Here is a 20077-nt window from a genome sequence, read left to right as displayed (position 1 = left end):
GGTCTGTTGGTGTTACGGTGATGAGGATGAAGACAGGTGCATAAAGAGCTATCATAAATGCATTATAGTTGTTAATTAAGCCTCATCAGACAGCAAAGTTTGATGAGGCTTTTTATATTCAGAAAACAGGAGGAGAAATTATGGAACTAATCAGAGTGCAGGATTCAGACTACAAAAAGACCTATGATCTTTACATGACATTCCCGAAGAATGAGAACGGGTATATGAACAATGTATATGGCTATGATTATGAGAAGTTTCTCGATTGGATAGAGATGAAACGTAACTGGTCCATGGGAAAAGAGCTACCGGAGGGCTTCGTTGCGGATACGACATATGTACTTTCAGATAAGGGCAACTACGTTGGTGTATTTAACTTAAGGCATTACCTCAACGATTTTCTGAGGGAAGGCCCGGGGCATATAGGCTACTGCATATCCAAGGAATACCGTGGCAGAGGATATGCCACCAAAGGGCTGGCGCTGACACTTGATAAGGCAAGGCAGCGATGCATTCATGAGGTTTATATGTCTGTGAATAAAGACAATCCGGCGAGCCTACGGGTGCAGATCAAGAACGGAGCCTATATCCATCACGAAAACGAGACCGAATATTTCACCAGGATCAATGCAATAGAAGATGGCGCTTCGAGAAAAGAGATTGTCAGCAAATTCTATTCTCAATATGAAGAGGATGGCAGACTTGAAAGATCAGTACATGGCAGGCTTGAGTATGCAACAACCATGAATTATATTCACAGGTATGCACAGAAAGGCTCTAAGGTACTGGAAATTGGTGCCGGAACAGGCAGATATTCTGTGGCACTTGCAAGGGAAGGCATGGATGTTACTGCGGTTGAGCTTGTGGAAGAAAACCTGAAGGTTTTAAGAGAGCATAGCAAAGATATTGAGAATATAAAGTCATATCAAGGTGACGCCACGAACCTGTCTATGCTTGATGATGCTGCTTTTGATGTAACACTTGCCTTCGGACCGTTCTATCACCTGTATGAACCTGATGAGATAAGTAAAGCAATCGATGAGGCTATCAGAGTTACAAAGCCTGGCGGAGTGATCCTGTTTGCTTTTATTTCAGTATTTGCGATCATGTACTCCAACTACTTTTATGGTAACTGGGCTGCTGGAGAAGAAGAGAACTTTACAGATTATCATAAGGTAAGGCATTTTAAAGAGCAGCTTTTTACCGGCTACGATATAGAGGAGTTCGAGCAGTTATTTAAAGGAAGGCCTGTGGAATGGATCATCACAACAGGTGTTGATGGCCTTCTTGAACCAATCGAGAGAAGAGCAGATTTTTCCGTATCAGATGAAGACTTCGAGAAATTGGCAAGCTGGTATCTGGCATTTTGTGAAAAGAGAGAGCTCCTTGGAAACACAAACCACCTTCTCTATATTTGCAGAAAAAATGAGTCAAAGTGAAACGTCCCCATTGACTCAAAATGAGACAAAGTGAAACGTCCCCGGTGACTCAAAATAAAATGATTGTGCACAAGGTAAATTGATGTTAGGATAATGGGTGTGATTTCAGGAAACTGGAATCACTCCCATTTTTATTTGGAGGAAAAACAAATGACTGATTATAAACTTCTTGCAGCGCAGATCAGGTCACTGGCTGAGGATGAACCCAATTACATCCCTGTAATGTCCAATGCATCAGCACTGTTATATGAGAATATGGAAGACCTCAACTGGGCAGGATTTTATATCATGAACAAGGGATCCCTTATGCTTGGACCTTTCCAGGGCAAGGTTGCCTGCATCAGAATCGAGCTTGGCAAGGGCGTTTGCGGAACTGCAGCACAGAGCAATGAAACACAGCTGGTAAAAGACGTTCATCAGTTCCCGGGGCACATCGCCTGCGATAGCGCATCAAACTCCGAGATCGTCGTTCCCATTCACTCAGAAGGCAAGGTTGTTGCTGTACTTGATATCGACAGTCCGAGCCTTAGCCGCTTTGATGAGAATGATAAAGAGGGGCTTGAGCAGTTTGTAAAAGCGCTGGAAGAGACCGTAGATTTTTCAGAACTATCAAGATAACAGGAGATTACCATGGCACAGACCATTTCTTTTTCAAGTGATTACACAAAAAACGCACATCCCAATATCCTTAAAAGGCTCCTTGACATGGGTTTGGAGCAGAACGTGGGCTACGGTACCGATGATATCTGCAAAAGCGCCGCAGAAAAAATAAAGAAAGCCTGCGAGTGCCCTCAGGCAGAAGTCTTTTTCCTGGTGGGCGGAACCCAGACCAATCAGACCATTATAGATATGCTTCTTAAGCCCTACGAGGGTGTTGTTGCAGCACAGACAGGGCACATTGCAGCCCACGAAGCCGGAGCCATCGAGTTTTCCGGTCACAAGGTTCTTCCGCTTCCTGCTAAGGGAGAGGAGGCAGACACAGAGAAATACGGCTCAAACATCGGTAAGATTTCTGCAAAAGAGCTAAAGGCATACCTTTGCACTTTCTTTGGCGATGATAACCATGAGCATATGGTATTTCCGGGAGCTGTGTACATTTCTCACCCCACTGAGTACGGAACTCTTTACACCAAGAAAGAGCTTCAGGACATATCCGCAGTCTGCAAGGAGTATGAGATCCCTCTTTTCCTTGACGGAGCAAGGCTCGGATACGGTCTTATGAGCAAAAGAACTGACGTCACCTTGAAAGACATTGCAGAGCTGACAGATGTCTTTTACATAGGCGGAACCAAGGTTGGAGCGATGTTTGGAGAGGCGGTTGTGTTCACAAAGGGCGGAAAGCCAAAGCACCACGTTCCGATCATCAAGCAGCACGGAGCGCTTCTTGCAAAGGGATGGCTTCTTGGAGTTCAGTTCGACGAGCTCTTTACCGATAACCTCTACTTTGATATCAGCAGAAACGCCATCGATATGGCAGAGCTTCTGCGTGAAAAGCTCAGGGAAAAGAACTATGAATTCTTCCTTGATTCACCCACAAACCAGCAGTTCATTATTATTGACAACGACAAGCTGGAAGAACTAGGCAAGAATGTGGGCTACAGTTTCTGGGAGAAATATGATGATACTCACACAGTCATAAGACTTGCCACAGACTGGGCTACAACCAAAGAAAATATCGATACTTTGGTGGAGTATCTGTAAAAGTTCTTAAAAACCATTTGCATATTTTCTGATAAGGTAGTAGAATGTGTGCATTAAATCGAATAAAAAAGCTATGACGAAGACAGTAGGCTCTACTGAAAGCATCCAGAGAGCTGCCGGTTGGTGAGAGGCAGTGCGAGTAAGAGATGACCGAAGATCACTTCCGAGCTTCAGGATTGAAAGCGTAAGTAAGTAGAGCCTGACGTGAATCTCCACGTTAGAGAGAAGCGTATTCAACCGGATTTTCCGGCGCGTATGTGTAAACAGGTGGTATAACGAGAGTACATTATTGGCCTCGTCCTTTTTACAAAGGACGGGGCTTTTTCATTACTGAAAGGAGCTCAAGATGTATAACAAAGTCGAAACCGATATGAACTTTGTCGGAAGAGAGAAAAAAGTTGAGGAGTTCTGGAAAAAAGAAGACATATTCCAGAAGAGTGTTGACACCCGCAGCCAGGGCGAGATGTATATGTTCTATGACGGACCGCCTACAGCTAACGGTAAGCCACATATCGGACACGTTTTAACACGTGCCATCAAGGATATGATCCCTCGTTACAGAACCATGAAGGGATATACAGTTCCCCGTAAGGCAGGATGGGACACACACGGTCTTCCTGTTGAGCTCGAGGTTGAGAAGATGCTTGGCCTTGACGGCAAGGAGCAGATCGAAGAGTACGGAATGGAGCCCTTCATCAAGAAGTGCAAGGAATCCGTATGGAAATATAAGGGAATGTGGGAGGATTTCTCCGGCACAGTTGGATTCTGGGCTGACATGGAGCACCCATATATCACATATGATGACAATTTCATCGAGTCCGAGTGGTGGGCTCTTAACGAGATCTGGAAGAAGGGGCTTCTTTACAAGGGATTTAAGGTAGTTCCTTACTGCCCTCGCTGTGGAACACCTCTTTCATCTCACGAGGTTGCACAGGGCTATAAGACATTAAAAGAGCGCACAGCGGTTGTTCGTTTCAAGGTTGCTGGCGAGGATGCATACTTCCTTGCATGGACAACAACACCTTGGACACTTCCTTCAAACATCGGTCTTTGCGTAAACCCTGATGAGAAGTACGTCAAGGTTAAGGCAGCAGACGGCTACACATATTATCTGGCTGAGGCCCTTGCTGATACTGTTCTTGGCTCACTTGCCAAGGAAGAGGGACAGAAGGCCTATGAAGTACTTGAGACATATGTAGGAACAGATCTTGAGTATAAAGAGTATGAGCCTCTTTACCAGTGTGCTAAGGACGAGGCTGACAAGCAGCACAAGAAGGCATTCTTCATCTACTGCGACAACTACGTAACCATGTCTGATGGTACAGGTATCGTACACATTGCTCCTGCATTCGGTGAAGATGACGCAAGAGTTGGACGTAAGTACGACGCTCCTCTTGTACAGATGGTTGATTCAGAGGGTAGACTTAAACCCGAGACACCTTTTGCGGGATACAGATGTAAGCCTACTCAGAAAGAGATGGATGAGGGTGCTATCAGCGCAGATCCTGAGGTACTTAAGGACCTCGATAGCAGAAGCCTTCTCTTTGCAGCACCTAAGATGGAGCATGATTATCCTCACTGCTGGAGATGCTCAACACCTCTTCTGTACTACGCTCGTTCATCATGGTTCATCAAGGTTACAGAGGTTAAGGATGACCTTATCCGCAACAATAAAGAGATCAACTGGGTTCCTGAGTCAATCGGTAAGGGAAGATTCGGCGACTGGCTTGAGAACATTCAGGACTGGGGTATCTCCCGTGACAGATACTGGGGAACACCTCTTAATATCTGGGAGTGCGATGACTGCGGCCATCAGCTTTCAGTAGGTTCAAGAAAAGAGCTTGCTGAGCTCTCCGGAGATCCGGCTGCTGAGACAACAGAGCTTCACAGACCATACATCGATCAGTTCGAGATCACATGTCCCAAGTGCGGCAAGAAGATGCACAGGGTAAAAGAGGTTATCGACTGCTGGTTCGATTCAGGAGCAATGCCATTTGCACAGCTCCACTATCCATTTGAGAATAAAGAGCTCTTTGAGAAGCAGTTCCCTGCTGAGTTCATCTCAGAGGCTGTAGACCAGACAAGAGGATGGTTCTACTCACTGCATGCTGAGGCTACACTGCTCTTCAACAAGCCTGCATTTAAGAACGTTATCGTTCTGGGTCTTGTACAGGATGAGAACGGACAGAAGATGAGTAAGAGTAAGGGTAATGCGGTAGATCCTTTCGAGGCTCTTGAGAAGTACGGCGCAGACGCGATCAGATGGTACTTCTATACAAACTCAGCTCCATGGCTTCCTTCACGTTTCTCCGGCGATGCGGTTATGGAGGGACAGCGTAAGTTCCTTGGAACACTTTGGAACACTTATGCATTCTTTGTACTTTATGCAAACATCGATGGTTTCGATGCTGCTAATTATAAACTTGAGCTGGATAAGCTCACAGTTATGGACAAGTGGCTTCTTTCTAAGCTTAACAGCTGCGTAAAGGCTGTTGACGAGAACCTTGCAAACTACAGAATTCCTGAGGCAGGTAAGGCGCTTGATAACTTCGTTGATGAGATGAGTAACTGGTATGTTCGCCGCAGCCGTGAGAGATTCTGGGCTAAGGGAATGGAGCAGGATAAGATCTCTGCTTACATGACTCTTTACACAGCTCTTGTAACCGTTGCCAAGGCAGCAGCTCCTATGGTTCCTTTCATGACAGAGGAGATCTACCAGAACCTTGTAAGAAACAGCTTTAAGGATGCGCCCGAGAGTATCCATCTCTGCGACTTCCCTGCTGTAGATGAGAGCCTTATCGACACCAAGCTTGAGAAGGACATGGAAGAAGTCCTTGATATCGTAGTTCTTGGAAGAGCAGCAAGAAACGCAGCAAACATCAAGAACCGTCAGCCTATCGGCCAGATGTACGTAAAGGCTGAGCAGACTGTAGGTGAGTTCTACACAGATATCATCAGAGAAGAGCTCAATGTAAAGAATGTAGCCTTCACAGATGACGTAAGAGACTTTACAAGCTACAGCTTCAAGCCACAGCTTAAGACCCTGGGACCTAAGTACGGCAAGAACATCGGTGCTATCAAGGCTTACCTTGAGGGACTTGACGGAAATGCTACAATGGACGAGCTTAATGCCAACGGAAACATCAAGTTCACTGTTAATGATGTAGATGTTGAGCTTGTTAAGGACGACCTTCTTATCGAGATGGCTCAGAAAGAGGGCTTCATCTCACAGGAGAACTGGGGAATCACTGTTGTCCTTGATACAAACCTCTCTGAGGAGCTTATCAACGAAGGATTCGTTCTTGAGGTTATCAGTAAGGTTCAGACCATGCGTAAGGACTCAGGATTTGAGGTTATGGATCACATCAAGGTTTCTCTTAACGGCAATGACAAGCTTGCACAGATCGTCAAAGCCAACGAGAGCAGCATTTCAACCAAGGTTCTTGCAAACGAAGTTGTATACGGCTCTGATGTTGCAAATGCAAAAGAGTGGGATATCAACGGCGAAAAAGTTACAATCGGCGTAGAGAAAGTCTGATCCTTTAACGCATATAGCAGCTACAATTTGATAGAAAACAGATATTAGGGCACCTCCATCTGGAAAGATGGAGGTGTTTTTTTACAAAAAGTTAATGAAATGAAATTTTATTCCGATATAAATAATAGCCAAAGGGATGTGGCTGATAACTTGCATGGATGCTTTCTAAGGAACTTACCTGATTATGGACATCAGGAGACTTAAGAAGGATCTTTTACCATGGTAATCCAGCATAACCTTTCGGCAATGAATTCTAATAGACAGCTTGGCATAACGACCGGCCTTCAGGCTAAGTCGTCTGAAAAGCTGTCGTCCGGATATAAGATAAATCGCGCTGCAGATGACGCAGCAGGACTCGCAATCAGTGAAAAAATGAGAAGACAGATACGCGGACTGGGCCAGGCATCAGAGAATGTCCAGGACGGTATTTCCTATGTCCAGGTGGCAGATGCTGCTCTGGCAGAGATAGATGAGATGTTAAATCGCATGACTGAACTCTGTGTTCAGGCTGCCAACGACACTCTTACCCCTGAGGACAGATCCTATATAGATTCCGAGATTCAGCAGCTTAAGGTTGAGTGTAACAGAACCTTTCACACTACAACTTTCAACGAAAAGCTCATTTGGGACGAGAATACATCTGACAGAAAGGTGGTCGGAACAGAGGACAGACCGATATTTACCTGGAGTACCGGTTATAGTGGATACTCAGGCACAGTAACTGAGACCAATAAGGCTGCATGGCCCAGTGACGGTGGATTTAGGTTCGCTGCGACTGACAGTGGTGTCAAGGTAAAGTGGAAAGGTTATGACGGAATAGAGTATGAGAGCAATGAAATCCCATTTCCATCAGAGGAAGACCTGAAAGAAGGTTTTACTATTTCTTTAAACAGCGGAACCATGGACTACACAAGGTTTCCGGGGGCGGTCGGAATTTCTCCGAATCTCAGGCTGACCCTGGATAGTGATGCGACTAAGGCACAGCTTGTTTCTGAGCTCAACAATAAGACAGTATCTGCAAGCTCTCATTTTGGTATCAGCGGAACAGTAGTGGGTGACAGCAGATCAAGCATCAGCGGATCAATATCGTATCAGACGGGACTTGCCAGCAGAGACCAGGTATCAGGCTCAACCGATCATATTGACCCGGATGGCGGGAACAGCGCAAACAGAAAAAATGCAGCTGATACATCCACCATGAGTTTTGACTTTGACTTTGGGAAAAATGCCAACACTCAGCCCACATCGCCTTCAACCTTTGATGTAACTGCTAAGTATTCAGGCTCTGTATATACAAGCTCCGGTGAGCGCAGTGCGCAAACCGAAGGCGTTTGGTGGTATTACTATCGCGGTCAGAAGTACAGCAGAAACGAATATTTTAATAATGGAGACCTGGCGACAGCTATAAATGAAGCGTTGAATGGAACAAAATCAAACAATTCACTTATAGATACCAGTACGGTTGGTGGCCAGCTTCATATCAATTTTACTCTGACAACCGGAGATTCAGTGAAATATACTTCAGACGGCACAGAGCTTACAGGAACGATCGGAAATTACACTCTCCACATGAATGTCAATGAAGGCGAGACTGCCGGCAATATCATAAACAGAATAGCCAATATACGCGGTGTTGATATAACTAACAGTTCGCCTTCCACCATGACGATGTACAACGGTTCGGCCAATTATTTTAAGGCCAATATTTATGCCGGAACCATGCAGCTTAATATTCAGGCTGGATCTGAGAGCAGCGATGATAACATTATTCCGCTGATCTATGATGTTTTAAACAATCATTCACTTGGAATCAATGCTATTGGCACACAAACAAGAGAGACTTCCCTTGAGGCTTTGGACAAGGTAAAATCCGCATCCAAAGTTGTTGATGAACAGAGAGCTGTTTTCGGTGCATATCAGAACCGAATGGAGCATGCATACAAAAATCTCACCAATACTGTTGAAAATACCCAGCAGGCAGAATCTCTTATCAGAGATACAGATATGGCAGCTGAGATGGTTAAGTATTCAAATGAAAATATCCTTGCTCAGGCCGGACAGTCAATGCTGGCTCAGGCAAATCAGACAAATCAGGGTGTTTTGAGCCTCCTACAGTAACGAAACAACGCTAATTTACCGAATGTTTATAGAAAAGAACACTTATTTGCGGTAAAATAGATAAGTGTGAAATAAGTAACTGTTCTTTTAGGAGGTAACATGAAGAAGAAAAAGCTTTCTTTTGACAAGGATCTTTTCAAGAGAAGTGTCCTATACAACGTAAAGACCCTTTACAGAAAGACTATGGATGAGGCTACACCTCAGGAGCTCTATCAGGCTTCTGCGTATGCCATTAAGGATGCCATAGTAGACCACTGGATGACTACTCAGAAGGCAGCAGCCGAGCAGGATCCGAAGATTGTTTATTATATGTCCATGGAGTTTTTGATGGGAAGGGCATTTGGTAACAATCTTATTAACCTTCAGGCTTACAAGCCTGTCAAAGAAGCGCTTGACGAACTTGGAATAGATGTAAACCTTGTGGAGGACCAGGAACCCGATCCTGCCCTTGGAAACGGCGGCCTTGGAAGACTGGCAGCGTGCTTTTTGGATTCCCTCTCCACCTTGGGATACATGGCTTACGGCTGTGGAATCCGCTATAAATACGGTATGTTCCGCCAGAAGATAAGGGATGGCTATCAGATAGAGGCTCCCGATAACTGGCTTGAGAACGGAAATCCCTTCGAGCTCAGAAGAAGCGAGTATGCCAAGGAAGTTAAGTTTGGCGGATATGTGAATATGCATACCGACGAGAGAGGCAGAACTGTCTTTACTCAGGAGGGATATCAGGTTGTTAAGGCTGTTCCTTACGATCTTCCTATCGTGGGATATGGAAACGGTGTTGTAAATACACTTAGAATCTGGGATGCAGAGCCTGTTCAGTGTTTCCAGCTTGATTCCTTTGATAAGGGCGACTATCAGAAGGCTGTAGAGCAGGAGAATCTTGCAAGTCAGCTCTGCGAAGTCCTCTACCCCAACGATAATCATATTGCAGGAAAAGAGCTAAGACTTAAGCAGCAGTATTTCTTTATCTCTGCGTCTGTTCAGACTGCAATTAAGAGATATTTAAAGTCTCATGACGACATCAGAAAGTTCTACGAGAAGGCAGTATTCCAGCTCAACGACACTCACCCGACAGTGGCTGTTGCAGAGCTTATGAGACTTCTTATGGATGAATACTACCTCTCATGGGATGAGGCATGGGAAGTAACCATAAAGACCTGCTGCTACACAAACCACACCATCATGGCAGAAGCTCTTGAGAAGTGGCCGGTAGATCTTTTCCAGAGACTTCTTCCCAGAATCTATCAGATAGTAGATGAGATCAACAGAAGATTTGTTGACCAGATCATGCGTCAGTACACAAATAGTGCGGGCATTGACGTTCAGGCCAAGATCAGAAGCATGGCTATCCTCTATGACAACCAGGTTAAGATGGCTCACCTTGCCATTGTCGGCGGTCATTCGGTAAACGGCGTTGCCAAGCTTCACACTGAGATCCTTGAAAAGAGAGAGCTCAAGGACTTCTACGAGATGATGCCCGAGAAGTTCAACAACAAGACCAACGGTATCACTCAGAGAAGATTCCTCTTACATGCTAATCCTCTCCTTGCTGACTGGGTTACAGAGAAGATCGGTGATGGCTGGATCACAGACCTGTCAGAGATGGATAAGTTAAAGGCCTTTGTTGATGACAAGAAGGCTCTCGAGGAGTTCATGGACATCAAGTACCAGAACAAGAAGCGCCTTGCAGCTTACATCAAGGAGCACAACGGTGTAGTAGTTGATCCTAAGTCAATCTTTGATGTGCAGGTAAAGAGACTTCACGAGTACAAGAGACAGCTCCTTAACATACTTCAGGTAATCCACAAGTATAACGATATCAAGGCTCATCCGGGCAAGGATTTCTATCCTAAGACCTATATCTTCGGAGCAAAGGCAGCAGCCGGATACCTTACAGCCAAGCTTACAATCAAGCTTATCAACTCAGTAGCTGATGTTGTAAACAACGATCCCGATATCAAGGGTAGGCTCAAGGTTGTATTCATCGAGGATTACAAGGTATCTAACGCAGAGCTTATCTTTGCTGCAGCTGATGTATCAGAGCAGATCTCTACAGCAAGTAAGGAAGCTTCCGGAACCGGTAACATGAAGATGATGCTCAACGGAGCAGTAACTCTTGGAACCATGGACGGAGCTAATGTTGAGATCGTTAACGAAGTCGGTGAAGAGAACGCGGTTATCTTCGGTCTTACTTCTCAGGAAGTTATGGACTATGAGAGAAACGGCGGATACAATCCGATGGATATCTACAACAGCAATCCTAACGTTAAATCTGTTCTGGACAAGCTTGTTGACGGTACATTCTCAGAGGACAGAGAGCTCTTCAGACCGCTCTATAACTGCCTGCTCAACACCATCAACTCCAACAAGGCGGACCAGTACTTCATTCTTAAAGACTTCGAGGCATACCTCGAGGCTCAGAGAAAGATAACTGACGCCTATGCAGACAAGAAGCGCTGGGCTAAGATGGCACTGATGAACACAGCTTGCTGCGGTAAGTTCTCATCAGACAGAACCATCCAGGAATACGTTGACGAAGTTTGGCATCTGGACAAGCTTCAGATTGAAGTTAAATAAGATCATCAGAAATAAGAAGGCCCTCCACCATAGAAGTGGAGGGCTTTTTTGATTAATTCGGATCGTTGGATTCAAGGTGCCTTTCTTCGATGAGTTTTTCTACCTGCAACAGGTGCTCCTTGCTGGCTGCCTGTGTATCGCTCTTTGGCAGGGATTTCCTGTACTGGGAGGGCGATAACTTCTTTTCCTGGCGGAAGGCCTTTGAAAAGACCAGTGGATCAGAATATCCGCAGGAGATGGCGATGGACTCTATGGGGAGCTTTGTAAGCTGCAGCAGTTCTACGGCCTTGGCTATCCGGTAGCTGGTCAGGTACTGCTGAGGGGATATCCCAAGACTCTTTTCAAAAAGAGTGTACAGATAGCTCCTGTTGATGCAGACATAATTAGCAATATCCGAGACCTTAATGGGGTTACAGTAGTTGCTGCGAATGTAGGCCTGTGCCTTGGTAACGTAGTCGTTGGCGCTTCCGGAGTCGCTCTTTGCCGTAACGCTGATGCCGGACGCTATGACGGAGAGGAACATGGATAGAAGGCCGTTTCTTCGAAGTACATCTTCCACGCTGAAGGTGTTATGGTCCATCATGTCTTTTACCAGGTCATAGATATCCTTGGAGGCTGTGCTCTTAAAGACAGGCTGGTTGACCGAAAGACCCAGCTGGGAGACTATTGCTTCTGCTCTTTTTCCGCCAAAACCTACCCAGGCATAGGTCCATGGGTCTTTTTCATCTGAGACGTAGTATGCAAGCTCGTCCGGAACGATCAAAAAGCCATATCCTTCCTTAAGGGGATAGGTCTTACCTCCGATCTGGAACTTGCCCTTTCCGCTTAGGCAGTAGTGGATCATGAAATGCGGCTTAAGAGCAGGCCCGAAGCTGTGTCCGGGCAAAGTCTTTGAGAGTCCGCAGCAATATACGTAAAGGTCATCTGATTCTTCTGTGTTAAATAGTAGTTTATATGCTTTTTCCATAGCTTAATTGTAATATGCAAATTGTGAGCTTTTCAAGAGGGGGCAATTGTGTTTTCCGCAGTTTTACTGTACAATGAAAGGTGCATTTTGGTATTATCCATCAAAATGTGAAAGGAATTTTGTTTTGGGTAAAGATATACAGGAATTTTTACAAGCAGGAAATCAAATATTGGACAGTGTTTCCAGCGCCATTGACAGAAATGATTACAGCACGCTCCATGCAGATGTGGCAAGGGCTATCAAGTCCGTCAACATCGAGAGACGAGTAAACTACGCAAGTCAGACGGGCTCCACTGCTCAGAGAGCAGCCAAGGCTAAGCCCAGGATCATTCCGTTCTTCCAGAAACATATCAGCAGATACCTGGGAGTTCCGCAGATGGCATTCACAGGAGCTATCGGATCCTTCATCTTCATGAGTTTTCTGGGAGCGTTGATTACAGGATCAATCGGGGGATCGATTGCAACAGGCATTATTACTGCAGGTTGTGCATTCGGGTTCTTCAGAGGAATGAAGAAGTACGACCTTGCCAAGAAGTATTATCAGTACGGCAATATTCTGGGAGAGGCAGAGTACTTCAACATAGCTGATCTCGCCAAGGTAGCACTGAAGAGAGACAAGGATGTGCTTAAGGATATCAAGGGCATGATCAAGCTTGGATTTCTTCCAAGAGCAAGGCTTGATTCCACAGAGAAGGTCTGCATGGTAACCGACAGAGCTTACGAGCAGTACCTTGGAGCCGAGCAGGACAGAATTGCCAGAGAGCAGAGAACAGCCGAGCAGAAGAAGGCTGAGATGGAACAGCTAAAGGCAAGGAACGCCGAATATGCGAAGCTCCCTGAGGAGGCAATCGCAATCCTTGAGGAAGGTAAGGAATACATCACCTTCGTCAGAAACATAAACGACAAGATCCCGGATACAGAAGAGCTTTCAACCAAGCTTTACAGGCTTGAAGAGATAATGAACAGGATCTTTGCTCAGGTCAAAAAAGATCCATCCAGCGCAGATGAGCTTCACAAACTTATGAGCTACTACCTGCCCACCACCAAGAAGCTCCTCAACGCTTACGTGGAGCTGGACAAAGAGCCTGAGGTTGGAAACAATATCACTCAGACCAAGCTTGAGATCGACGCAGCAATCGATACCATCAACATGGCCTTTGAAAACCTGCTGGATAGCCTTTTCCAGGATATGGCTTGGGATATTTCATCCGACATTTCGGTTATGAAGACCATGATGGCTCAGGACGGACTTACAAACGAGAGCCAGGGAATCGGAGCACAGGTTATGGGAATGAGCGCTGGAGCATCACAGGCACAGGCGCAGGTTCAGGCCCAGGGCGGCGCACAGGCGCAGACAAGACCGGAATAAACAGTAACTAATTTATAATGAATATAGTTTTTAGGAGGACGATATGGGAGCAGAGTTAGAATTCGGAGCAGCACCTGCTGCACCATCACTTAGTTTTGGAGCAGAGGCTCAGGCGGCAGAAGCGCCTGCAGCTGCAGCAGCACAGGCAGCACCCGAGGCAGAGAAGACAAACGGAAACATCGCACTTGAGGCACAGCTCACAGCTGAAGAGCTCAAGCAGGTTGATGAGTTCAGTAAGCAGATTGATATTTCCAACACCACAGGCGTTATGAACTACGGTGTAGGAACACAGAAGAAGCTTGCAGACTTCTCCGAGAAGGCAATTGAGAATGTAAGAACCAAGGACATGGGCGAAGTTGGTAACATGATCACAGATCTTGTTACAGAGCTCAAGGGCTTTGAAATTGAAGAAGATGAGAAGGGTCTTAGAGCTCTTTTCAAGAAGAGTGCCAACAAGTTTGAAGGCATGAAGGCTAAATATGCCAAGGCTGAAGTTAACGTTCAGACAATAGCTAATGAGCTTGAGAAGCACCAGGTTACACTTCTTAAGGACGTAGATGTTCTTGATAAGATGTATGACCTCAACCTCAACTACTACAAGGAACTTACAATGTACATCCTTGCAGGTAAGAAGAGACTTGAGGAAGAGAGAAACACAACTCTTGTAGAACTCCAGAAAAAGGCTGAGCAGTCAGGACTTCCTGAGGATGCAGAAGCTGCTAAGGACTTCGCAAATAAGTGCGACAGATTTGAGAAGAAGCTCTATGACCTCGAGCTTACAAGAACAATCGCAATGCAGACAGGTCCTCAGATCCGTATGGTACAGTCTTCAGACACCATGATGGCTGAGAAGATCCAGTCAACAATCGTAAATACCATTCCTCTGTGGAAGAACCAGATGGTTATCGCTATGGGTATCGAGCACGCTACTCAGGCAGCCAGAGCAGAGAGAGAAGTTAACGATATGACCAACAACCTTCTTAGAAAGAATGCCGATGCTCTTAAGGTTGCTACCATTGAGAGCGCTAAAGAGGCTGAGAGAGGAATCGTTGATATCGAGACTCTTAAGCACACCAATGAGTCCCTTATCTCAACACTTGATGAGGTTCTTAAGATTCAGACTGAAGGTAAGGCAAAGCGTCGTGAAGCTGAGGCTGAGCTTGCTCAGATCGAGAATCAGCTCAAGGACAAGCTTATCGAGGCAGCCAAGAACTAATACGGAATGTATAACAAGAGCCCTGCGACGTTTAGGTCGCGGGGCTCTTTTTAACATTTTGACAGGTTGTGCAAACAATGTGGTATGGAAAAAGATAGCGCTAAAGGGTATTATTAACTCACAAGAAAACGCTATTTAGTTAATTATAAACAGGAGGTTACTATGATCGATCAGGAGATGAAGAAAGCAGTCCTTGAAAACTTTGAGAAGGTTTTCGGTAAGAATGACAAGGTAAAGGCTTATTTTGCCCCGGGAAGAGTCAATCTTATCGGCGAGCACACAGATTACAACGGAGGACATGTTTTCCCATGCGCACTCACTATCGGTACTTATGGCGCAGCTGTTAAGAGAGATGACAACAAGATCAGATTTTATTCCGTAAACCAGGATAAGCGCGGCGTTGTTGAGACAAGCCTTGACGATCTTAAGCCTTCTGATGAGGCAGGCTGGACCAACTATCCCAAGGGAGTTGTATGGGCTTTTGCCAAGAGAGGAATGAACCTTGATACCGGCTTCGACATGGTTATCTACGGAAATATCCCCAATGGTTCAGGCCTTTCATCATCAGCTTCTTTAGAGGTCCTCACAGGATTTATCTTAAGAGATCTCTACGGTTTTGAGGTCTCCAACCAGGATATAGCACTTATCGGACAGTACTCAGAGAACAACTTCAACGGCTGTAACTGCGGAATCATGGATCAGTTTGCTGCAGCTATGGGAAAAGAGAATAACGCCATTTTCCTCGATACTGCCGATCTGTCTTTTGAATATGCACCTATTGCTCTTGAGGGTGCCAAGATCATAATCGCCAACACCAACAAGAAGCACAAACTCACAGATTCCCAGTACAACGCCAGAAGAAGCACCTGCGAGGCAGCGCTTGCAATTCTTCAGAAGAGCCTTGATATCAAGACTCTGGGCGATCTCTCCATCGAGGAGTTTGAGGCTAACAAGCACCTTCTTACCGACCCTGACATGCAGAAGAAGGCAAAGCACGCTGTATATGAGAACCAGCGCACAATCGAGGCTGTTAAGGCTCTTAAGGCAGGCGATATAAACCACTTCGGAGAGCTTATGAGACAGTCACACGAGTCCCTCAGAGACGACTATGATGTTACAGGCGTTGAGCTTGATACACTTGCTGAGGAGGCATGGAAGATTCCCGGAGTTATCGGCTCACGTATGACAGGTGGTGGCTTTGGTGGATGCACAGTTTCTATCGTCAAGGACGAGGCTATTGAGAACTTTAAGAAGATTGTAGGCGAGAACTACAAGAAGAAAATCGGCTACGATGCGACCTTCTATACAGTAGAGATTGGCGGAGGCCCTGAGGTTATCTAAGGAGAGGATTTGAAATGGAAGCAGTTAATAAACTTGTTGCGTATGCACTTGCAACTAAACTTATAGAAAAAGAAGATATCATCTATTCGGTAAATTCCCTGCTTATTGCCCTGGGACTTGATGCTGCTGAATATGAGATTTCTGATATCGAGGCCCTTTCAAGAGAGATCTCTCTTGATGAAAAAGACCTTTCGGCGTACCTTGAGACTACATTAAAGGAGCTTGATGACTTCGCTGCAGAAAAAGGCCTTATAGAAAACGACAGTGTTGTCTTTAGAGATCTGTTTGACACAAAGCTTATGGGTCTTTTAACAGAGAGACCAAGCGCTGTTATTGCAAAGTTTAACAGCCTTTATGAAAAGAGTCCTGAAGAAGCAACAAACTACTACTACAACTTCTCCAAGAATACCGATTATATCAGACGCTACAGGATTGCCAAGGATATGAAGTGGATTGCCCCCACTGAGTACGGTGATCTTGATATAACCATAAACCTCTCCAAGCCGGAGAAGGATCCCAAGGCCATTGCTGCTGCAAGAAATGCCAAGCAGAGCGGATATCCCAAGTGTCAGCTGTGCTGGGAGAATGAGGGATACTCAGGAAGGGTTGATCACCCTGCAAGAGAGAACCACAGGATAATCCCTGTAACTATCCAGGATTCCAAGTGGGGATTCCAGTATTCACCTTATGTCTATTACAATGAGCACTGCATCGTGTTTAATTCAAAGCATATTCCTATGAAGATTGAGCACGGTACCTTCTGCAAGCTCTTTGATTTTGTTAAGCAGTTCCCTCATTACTTTGTTGGATCAAACGCTGACCTTCCGATAGTTGGAGGATCTATCTTAAGCCACGACCATTTCCAGGGCGGACACTACACCTTTGCAATGGCTAAGGCTCCTGTGGAAAGGTCTTTTACCGTAAAAGGATTTGAGGATGTACAGAGCGGAGTGGTTAAGTGGCCTATGTCAGTAATAAGGCTCTCATCACCCGACTATGAGAGGATAATCGCTCTTGCGGATGTGATCCTTGAAAAGTGGAGAGGATACACTGATGAAGCGGCATTTGTGTTTGCCGAGACTGACGGAACTCCTCACAATACCATTACTCCTATCGCCAGAAAGCGCGGAGACAACTTCGAACTTGACCTGGTTCTGAGAAACAATATAACCACAGAGGAGCATCCTCTTGGCGTATATCATCCACACGCTGAGCTCCATCACATCAAGAAGGAGAACATCGGACTTATCGAAGTTATGGGACTTGCTGTCCTTCCTGCAAGACTTAAAGGTGAGATGGCAGAGCTTAAAGAGGCTATGCTCTCCGGTGCAGACCTTCGTGCTAACGAAGTCCTTGAAAAGCACGCTGACTGGGTGGATGCATTTAAGACAAAGTACGATAAGATTGATGAATCCAATATAGATGAGATAATTCAGAACGAGATCGGAGAGGTCTTCATGCATGTTTTGGAGGACGCGGGCGTATATAAGCGCACTCCTGAAGGCCAGGAAGCCTTTAACAGATTTATTCGCTCTCTGCCGGCTGAAGGAGTTTAAGGATTGTCTGACGGCTTAGAGAGTTGAGATTTTTGGCAATCGGAACAAGACCATCGAGCTTTCTTTGGATCTCTTCTTCGTTAAGACCAAGCTTTGTCTTGTAGAGATCTATGAGAAGCCTGTAGGTCGCTGTGATATCCGAGCGGGTTTTTACAGCAAATTCAAGGACCTTTGCAGCATCTTCAAATCTGCCGAGGTCATAAAGAGCCTGACCCCACTTCTGCAGTGAGCAGACCAGGGCTGTGTAGTTCTGGTCGTACTGAGTTAGGGGAGTTATGTTGGCTGTGCCATATTCGAGTTTAAGATCGGTGTTGCTGATTCCGGTGAGATTGACAATCTTTTCATCCTTGAGGGCGGTAAGTTCGTTTTCTGCGTCCTGAAGAGTTTTGTCATCGCCTGCAGTGCCGAAGGGAAGAAGGTCGAAGGGAATGTGGATGTATTCCAGATTCTCGAGACTTTTTTTTCTTACATTATTAGACTGCAGCTCTTTTTCCCAGAAGCTTGCCTCCTGTTCTTCCGTCTTTCTTGAGGTTCTGCGCATGAGAAGATTCATGACGATACACAGGAGTATGAAGCTTGCTAAAAAGGGGAATTTCATCTATAATATCCTTTCAGTAAAAACGTGGTGAATATATTTACATAATATCACAGAGGAAGTATTATGAAAAAATTTTTTGGGGCCATTGGAATTGCGGTTCTACTGATGGTCTTGATGCCTCAGACAGCTGCCTATGCTTCTGATGGCAGACAAATCGCAAAGGGTGTGTTCATCGGACCGGTTGACGTGTCCGGAATGAGCGTAAATGAGGCAGAAAATGCAGTAACTGCATATGTTGACCAGGTATCAGGACAGACTCTGACTCTCTATGTCGGCGAGGGAAAAGAGAGACAGTTCACCGGCCAGGATATCGGCCTTTACTGGAGTAACACTTCAGTGGTTGAGGATGCATATTCACTGGGACACCAGGGCAACATCATTCAGAGATACAAAGCTCTTAAGGATCTTCAGCATCAGAACAAGATCTTTGATATTGAATACGGCTATGAAAAAGACATTATAGAAGGCATTGTTAATGAATGCGGAGATGCCTTTGATCAGGAAAAGATCAATTACACACTGACCAAGACAGAAAACGGATTCCAGGTATCCGACGGACAGACAGGATATCTTGTGGACCGTCCTGAGTCAGTATCTATAATAGAAGACTTTATTCAGAATAAGCTCGGTGGTGACAACAATGTCATCCAGCTCTCTGTTAAGGCTGATGAGCCTCAGGGCAGCGAAGAGGAGCTCTCTCTGGTAAGAGATGTTCTTGGAACCTTCACTACCAGCTACAAGACATCAGGCGCATCAAGAAGTGCCAACGTTGCCAACGGATGCAGACTGATAAACGGATCAACCATATACCCCGGAGAGGAGTTTTCTGTTCTTGATACCATAACTCCTTTCACAGAGGCTAACGGATACTTCCCTGCAGGTTCATATCTCAACGGACTTGTTGTTGAGAGTATCGGAGGTGGTATCTGCCAGGTTTCAACAACTCTTTACAACGCAGTTCTTCTTTCAGAGCTGGAAGTTACAGAGAGACACAACCATTCCATGATCGTAACTTATGTTTCACCCTCTGCTGATGCAGCCATTGCTGAATCCGGAGGCAAGAACTTCAAGTTTGTTAACAGCACAGACCATCCTATCTATATAGAAGGATACACTACATCAGACAAGCACATTACATTTACCATATACGGCGTTGAGACAAGACCTTCAGGAAGAAAGGTTTCCTATGAGAGTGAGGTTCTTGAGACAACTCCTGCTTCTGCGGATGAGTTCGTGACCGACCCTTCCCAGGGTGTCGGATATGTTGGCACACAGTCAGCTCACCTTGGCTACAAGGCTCAGCTCTGGAAGATCGTTACAGAGAACGGCGAGACCACCAAGGAAGTCGTTAATTCCAGCAATTACAAGATGGTTCCCAAGATCATTACCGTGGGAACAGCCGGAGCGGATGAAGCAGCTATGTCACAGCTTCAGACAGCAATAGCAACAAGGGATGTTGGCACAGTCAAGGCAGTTGCCGGTGCTCTTGCAGCAGCAAGAAATGCAGCAGGAACAGAAGGCGCAGAGGCAGCTAACCAGGCAGCAGCCGATGCCGTAAACGCAGCCAACGAGCAGCTAAGAGCCCAGGCAGAAGCAGCACAAGCGCCTGAGGGCGATGCTGAGGCCATCCAGACAAACTAACCGGCGCCGGAGA

General features: G+C 45.7%; 13 protein-coding genes, 1 pseudogene and 1 other annotated feature. Of the genes and pseudogenes, 12 read left to right on the top strand and 2 right to left on the bottom strand.

Features of this window, described 5'->3' with window-relative positions; all coding sequences use genetic code 11:
• Window positions 1–140 precede the first annotated feature (140 nt).
• The 7 genes and pseudogenes from G632_RS18815 to G632_RS0104665 all read left to right on the top strand — a co-directional run bounded on the left by G632_RS18815 (window position 141) and on the right by G632_RS0104665 (window position 11376).
• On the top strand, window positions 141–1439 hold the full coding sequence (locus tag G632_RS18815; protein ID WP_035782011.1) for a GNAT family N-acetyltransferase: 1299 nt from the start codon (window positions 141–143) through the stop codon (window positions 1437–1439).
• Window positions 1440–1589: 150 nt separating this feature from the next.
• Window positions 1590–2057 (top strand): GAF domain-containing protein, encoded by a 468-nt coding sequence (locus G632_RS0104690; RefSeq protein WP_022767877.1) that lies wholly within the window; start codon window positions 1590–1592, stop codon window positions 2055–2057.
• 12 nt (window positions 2058–2069) lie between these two features.
• A complete protein-coding gene (locus G632_RS0104685) occupies window positions 2070–3140 on the top strand; it encodes a threonine aldolase family protein (RefSeq protein WP_022767876.1) in 1071 nt (356 codons plus the stop codon).
• 64 nt (window positions 3141–3204) lie between these two features.
• Window positions 3205–3446: a binding site (T-box leader), on the top strand.
• A 40-nt stretch (window positions 3447–3486) separates the two neighbouring features.
• Window positions 3487–6678: an isoleucine--tRNA ligase gene (ileS, locus tag G632_RS0104680; RefSeq protein ID WP_022767875.1), complete on the top strand. Its 3192-nt coding sequence runs from the start codon at window positions 3487–3489 to the stop codon at window positions 6676–6678.
• Window positions 6679–6897: 219 nt separating this feature from the next.
• Window positions 6898–7299, top strand: a pseudogene (locus G632_RS22655) (flagellin); the annotation flags it as partial.
• A gap of 279 nt (window positions 7300–7578) precedes the next feature.
• Entirely contained in the window at window positions 7579–8796 is a 1218-nt protein-coding gene (locus G632_RS22650; RefSeq protein WP_442852341.1) for a flagellin, read from the top strand.
• A gap of 99 nt (window positions 8797–8895) precedes the next feature.
• Window positions 8896–11376, top strand: coding sequence for a glycogen/starch/alpha-glucan phosphorylase (locus G632_RS0104665; RefSeq protein WP_022767874.1), 2481 nt, complete (start codon window positions 8896–8898; stop codon window positions 11374–11376).
• Between the two features lie 52 nt (window positions 11377–11428).
• On the opposite strand, the gene G632_RS0104660 is transcribed toward G632_RS0104665, so the two are convergent.
• Window positions 11429–12343 (bottom strand): AraC family transcriptional regulator, encoded by a 915-nt coding sequence (locus G632_RS0104660; RefSeq protein ID WP_022767873.1) that lies wholly within the window; start codon window positions 12341–12343, stop codon window positions 11429–11431.
• Between the two features lie 124 nt (window positions 12344–12467).
• Between G632_RS0104660 and G632_RS20930 the strand changes: the two genes are divergently transcribed.
• The 4 genes from G632_RS20930 to galT all read left to right on the top strand — a co-directional run bounded on the left by G632_RS20930 (window position 12468) and on the right by galT (window position 17825).
• On the top strand, window positions 12468–13712 hold the full coding sequence (locus tag G632_RS20930) for a 5-bromo-4-chloroindolyl phosphate hydrolysis family protein (protein WP_196802267.1): 1245 nt from the start codon (window positions 12468–12470) through the stop codon (window positions 13710–13712).
• Window positions 13713–13755: 43 nt separating this feature from the next.
• Entirely contained in the window at window positions 13756–14928 is a 1173-nt protein-coding gene (locus G632_RS0104650; RefSeq protein WP_022767871.1) for a toxic anion resistance protein, read from the top strand.
• Window positions 14929–15105: 177 nt separating this feature from the next.
• On the top strand, window positions 15106–16269 hold the full coding sequence (locus G632_RS0104645; RefSeq protein ID WP_026512389.1) for a galactokinase: 1164 nt from the start codon (window positions 15106–15108) through the stop codon (window positions 16267–16269).
• A 14-nt stretch (window positions 16270–16283) separates the two neighbouring features.
• Window positions 16284–17825, top strand: coding sequence for a UDP-glucose--hexose-1-phosphate uridylyltransferase (gene galT, locus G632_RS0104640; protein WP_022767869.1), 1542 nt, complete (start codon window positions 16284–16286; stop codon window positions 17823–17825).
• On the opposite strand, the gene G632_RS0104635 is transcribed toward galT, so the two are convergent.
• Entirely contained in the window at window positions 17794–18423 is a 630-nt protein-coding gene (locus tag G632_RS0104635) for a hypothetical protein (RefSeq protein ID WP_022767868.1), read from the bottom strand. The two genes, galT and G632_RS0104635, sit on opposite strands and share 32 nt — an antisense overlap.
• Window positions 18424–18486: 63 nt before the next feature.
• Between G632_RS0104635 and G632_RS0104630 the strand changes: the two genes are divergently transcribed.
• A complete protein-coding gene (locus G632_RS0104630; RefSeq protein ID WP_022767867.1) occupies window positions 18487–20064 on the top strand; it encodes a VanW family protein in 1578 nt (525 codons plus the stop codon).
• Window positions 20065–20077: the final 13 nt, after the last annotated feature.

Source organism: Butyrivibrio sp. NC2007 (assembly GCF_000421405.1).
In the GTDB taxonomy this organism is placed as follows: Bacteria; Bacillota; Clostridia; order Lachnospirales; family Lachnospiraceae; genus Butyrivibrio.
This window is presented reverse-complemented; position numbering and strand designations above follow the sequence as displayed.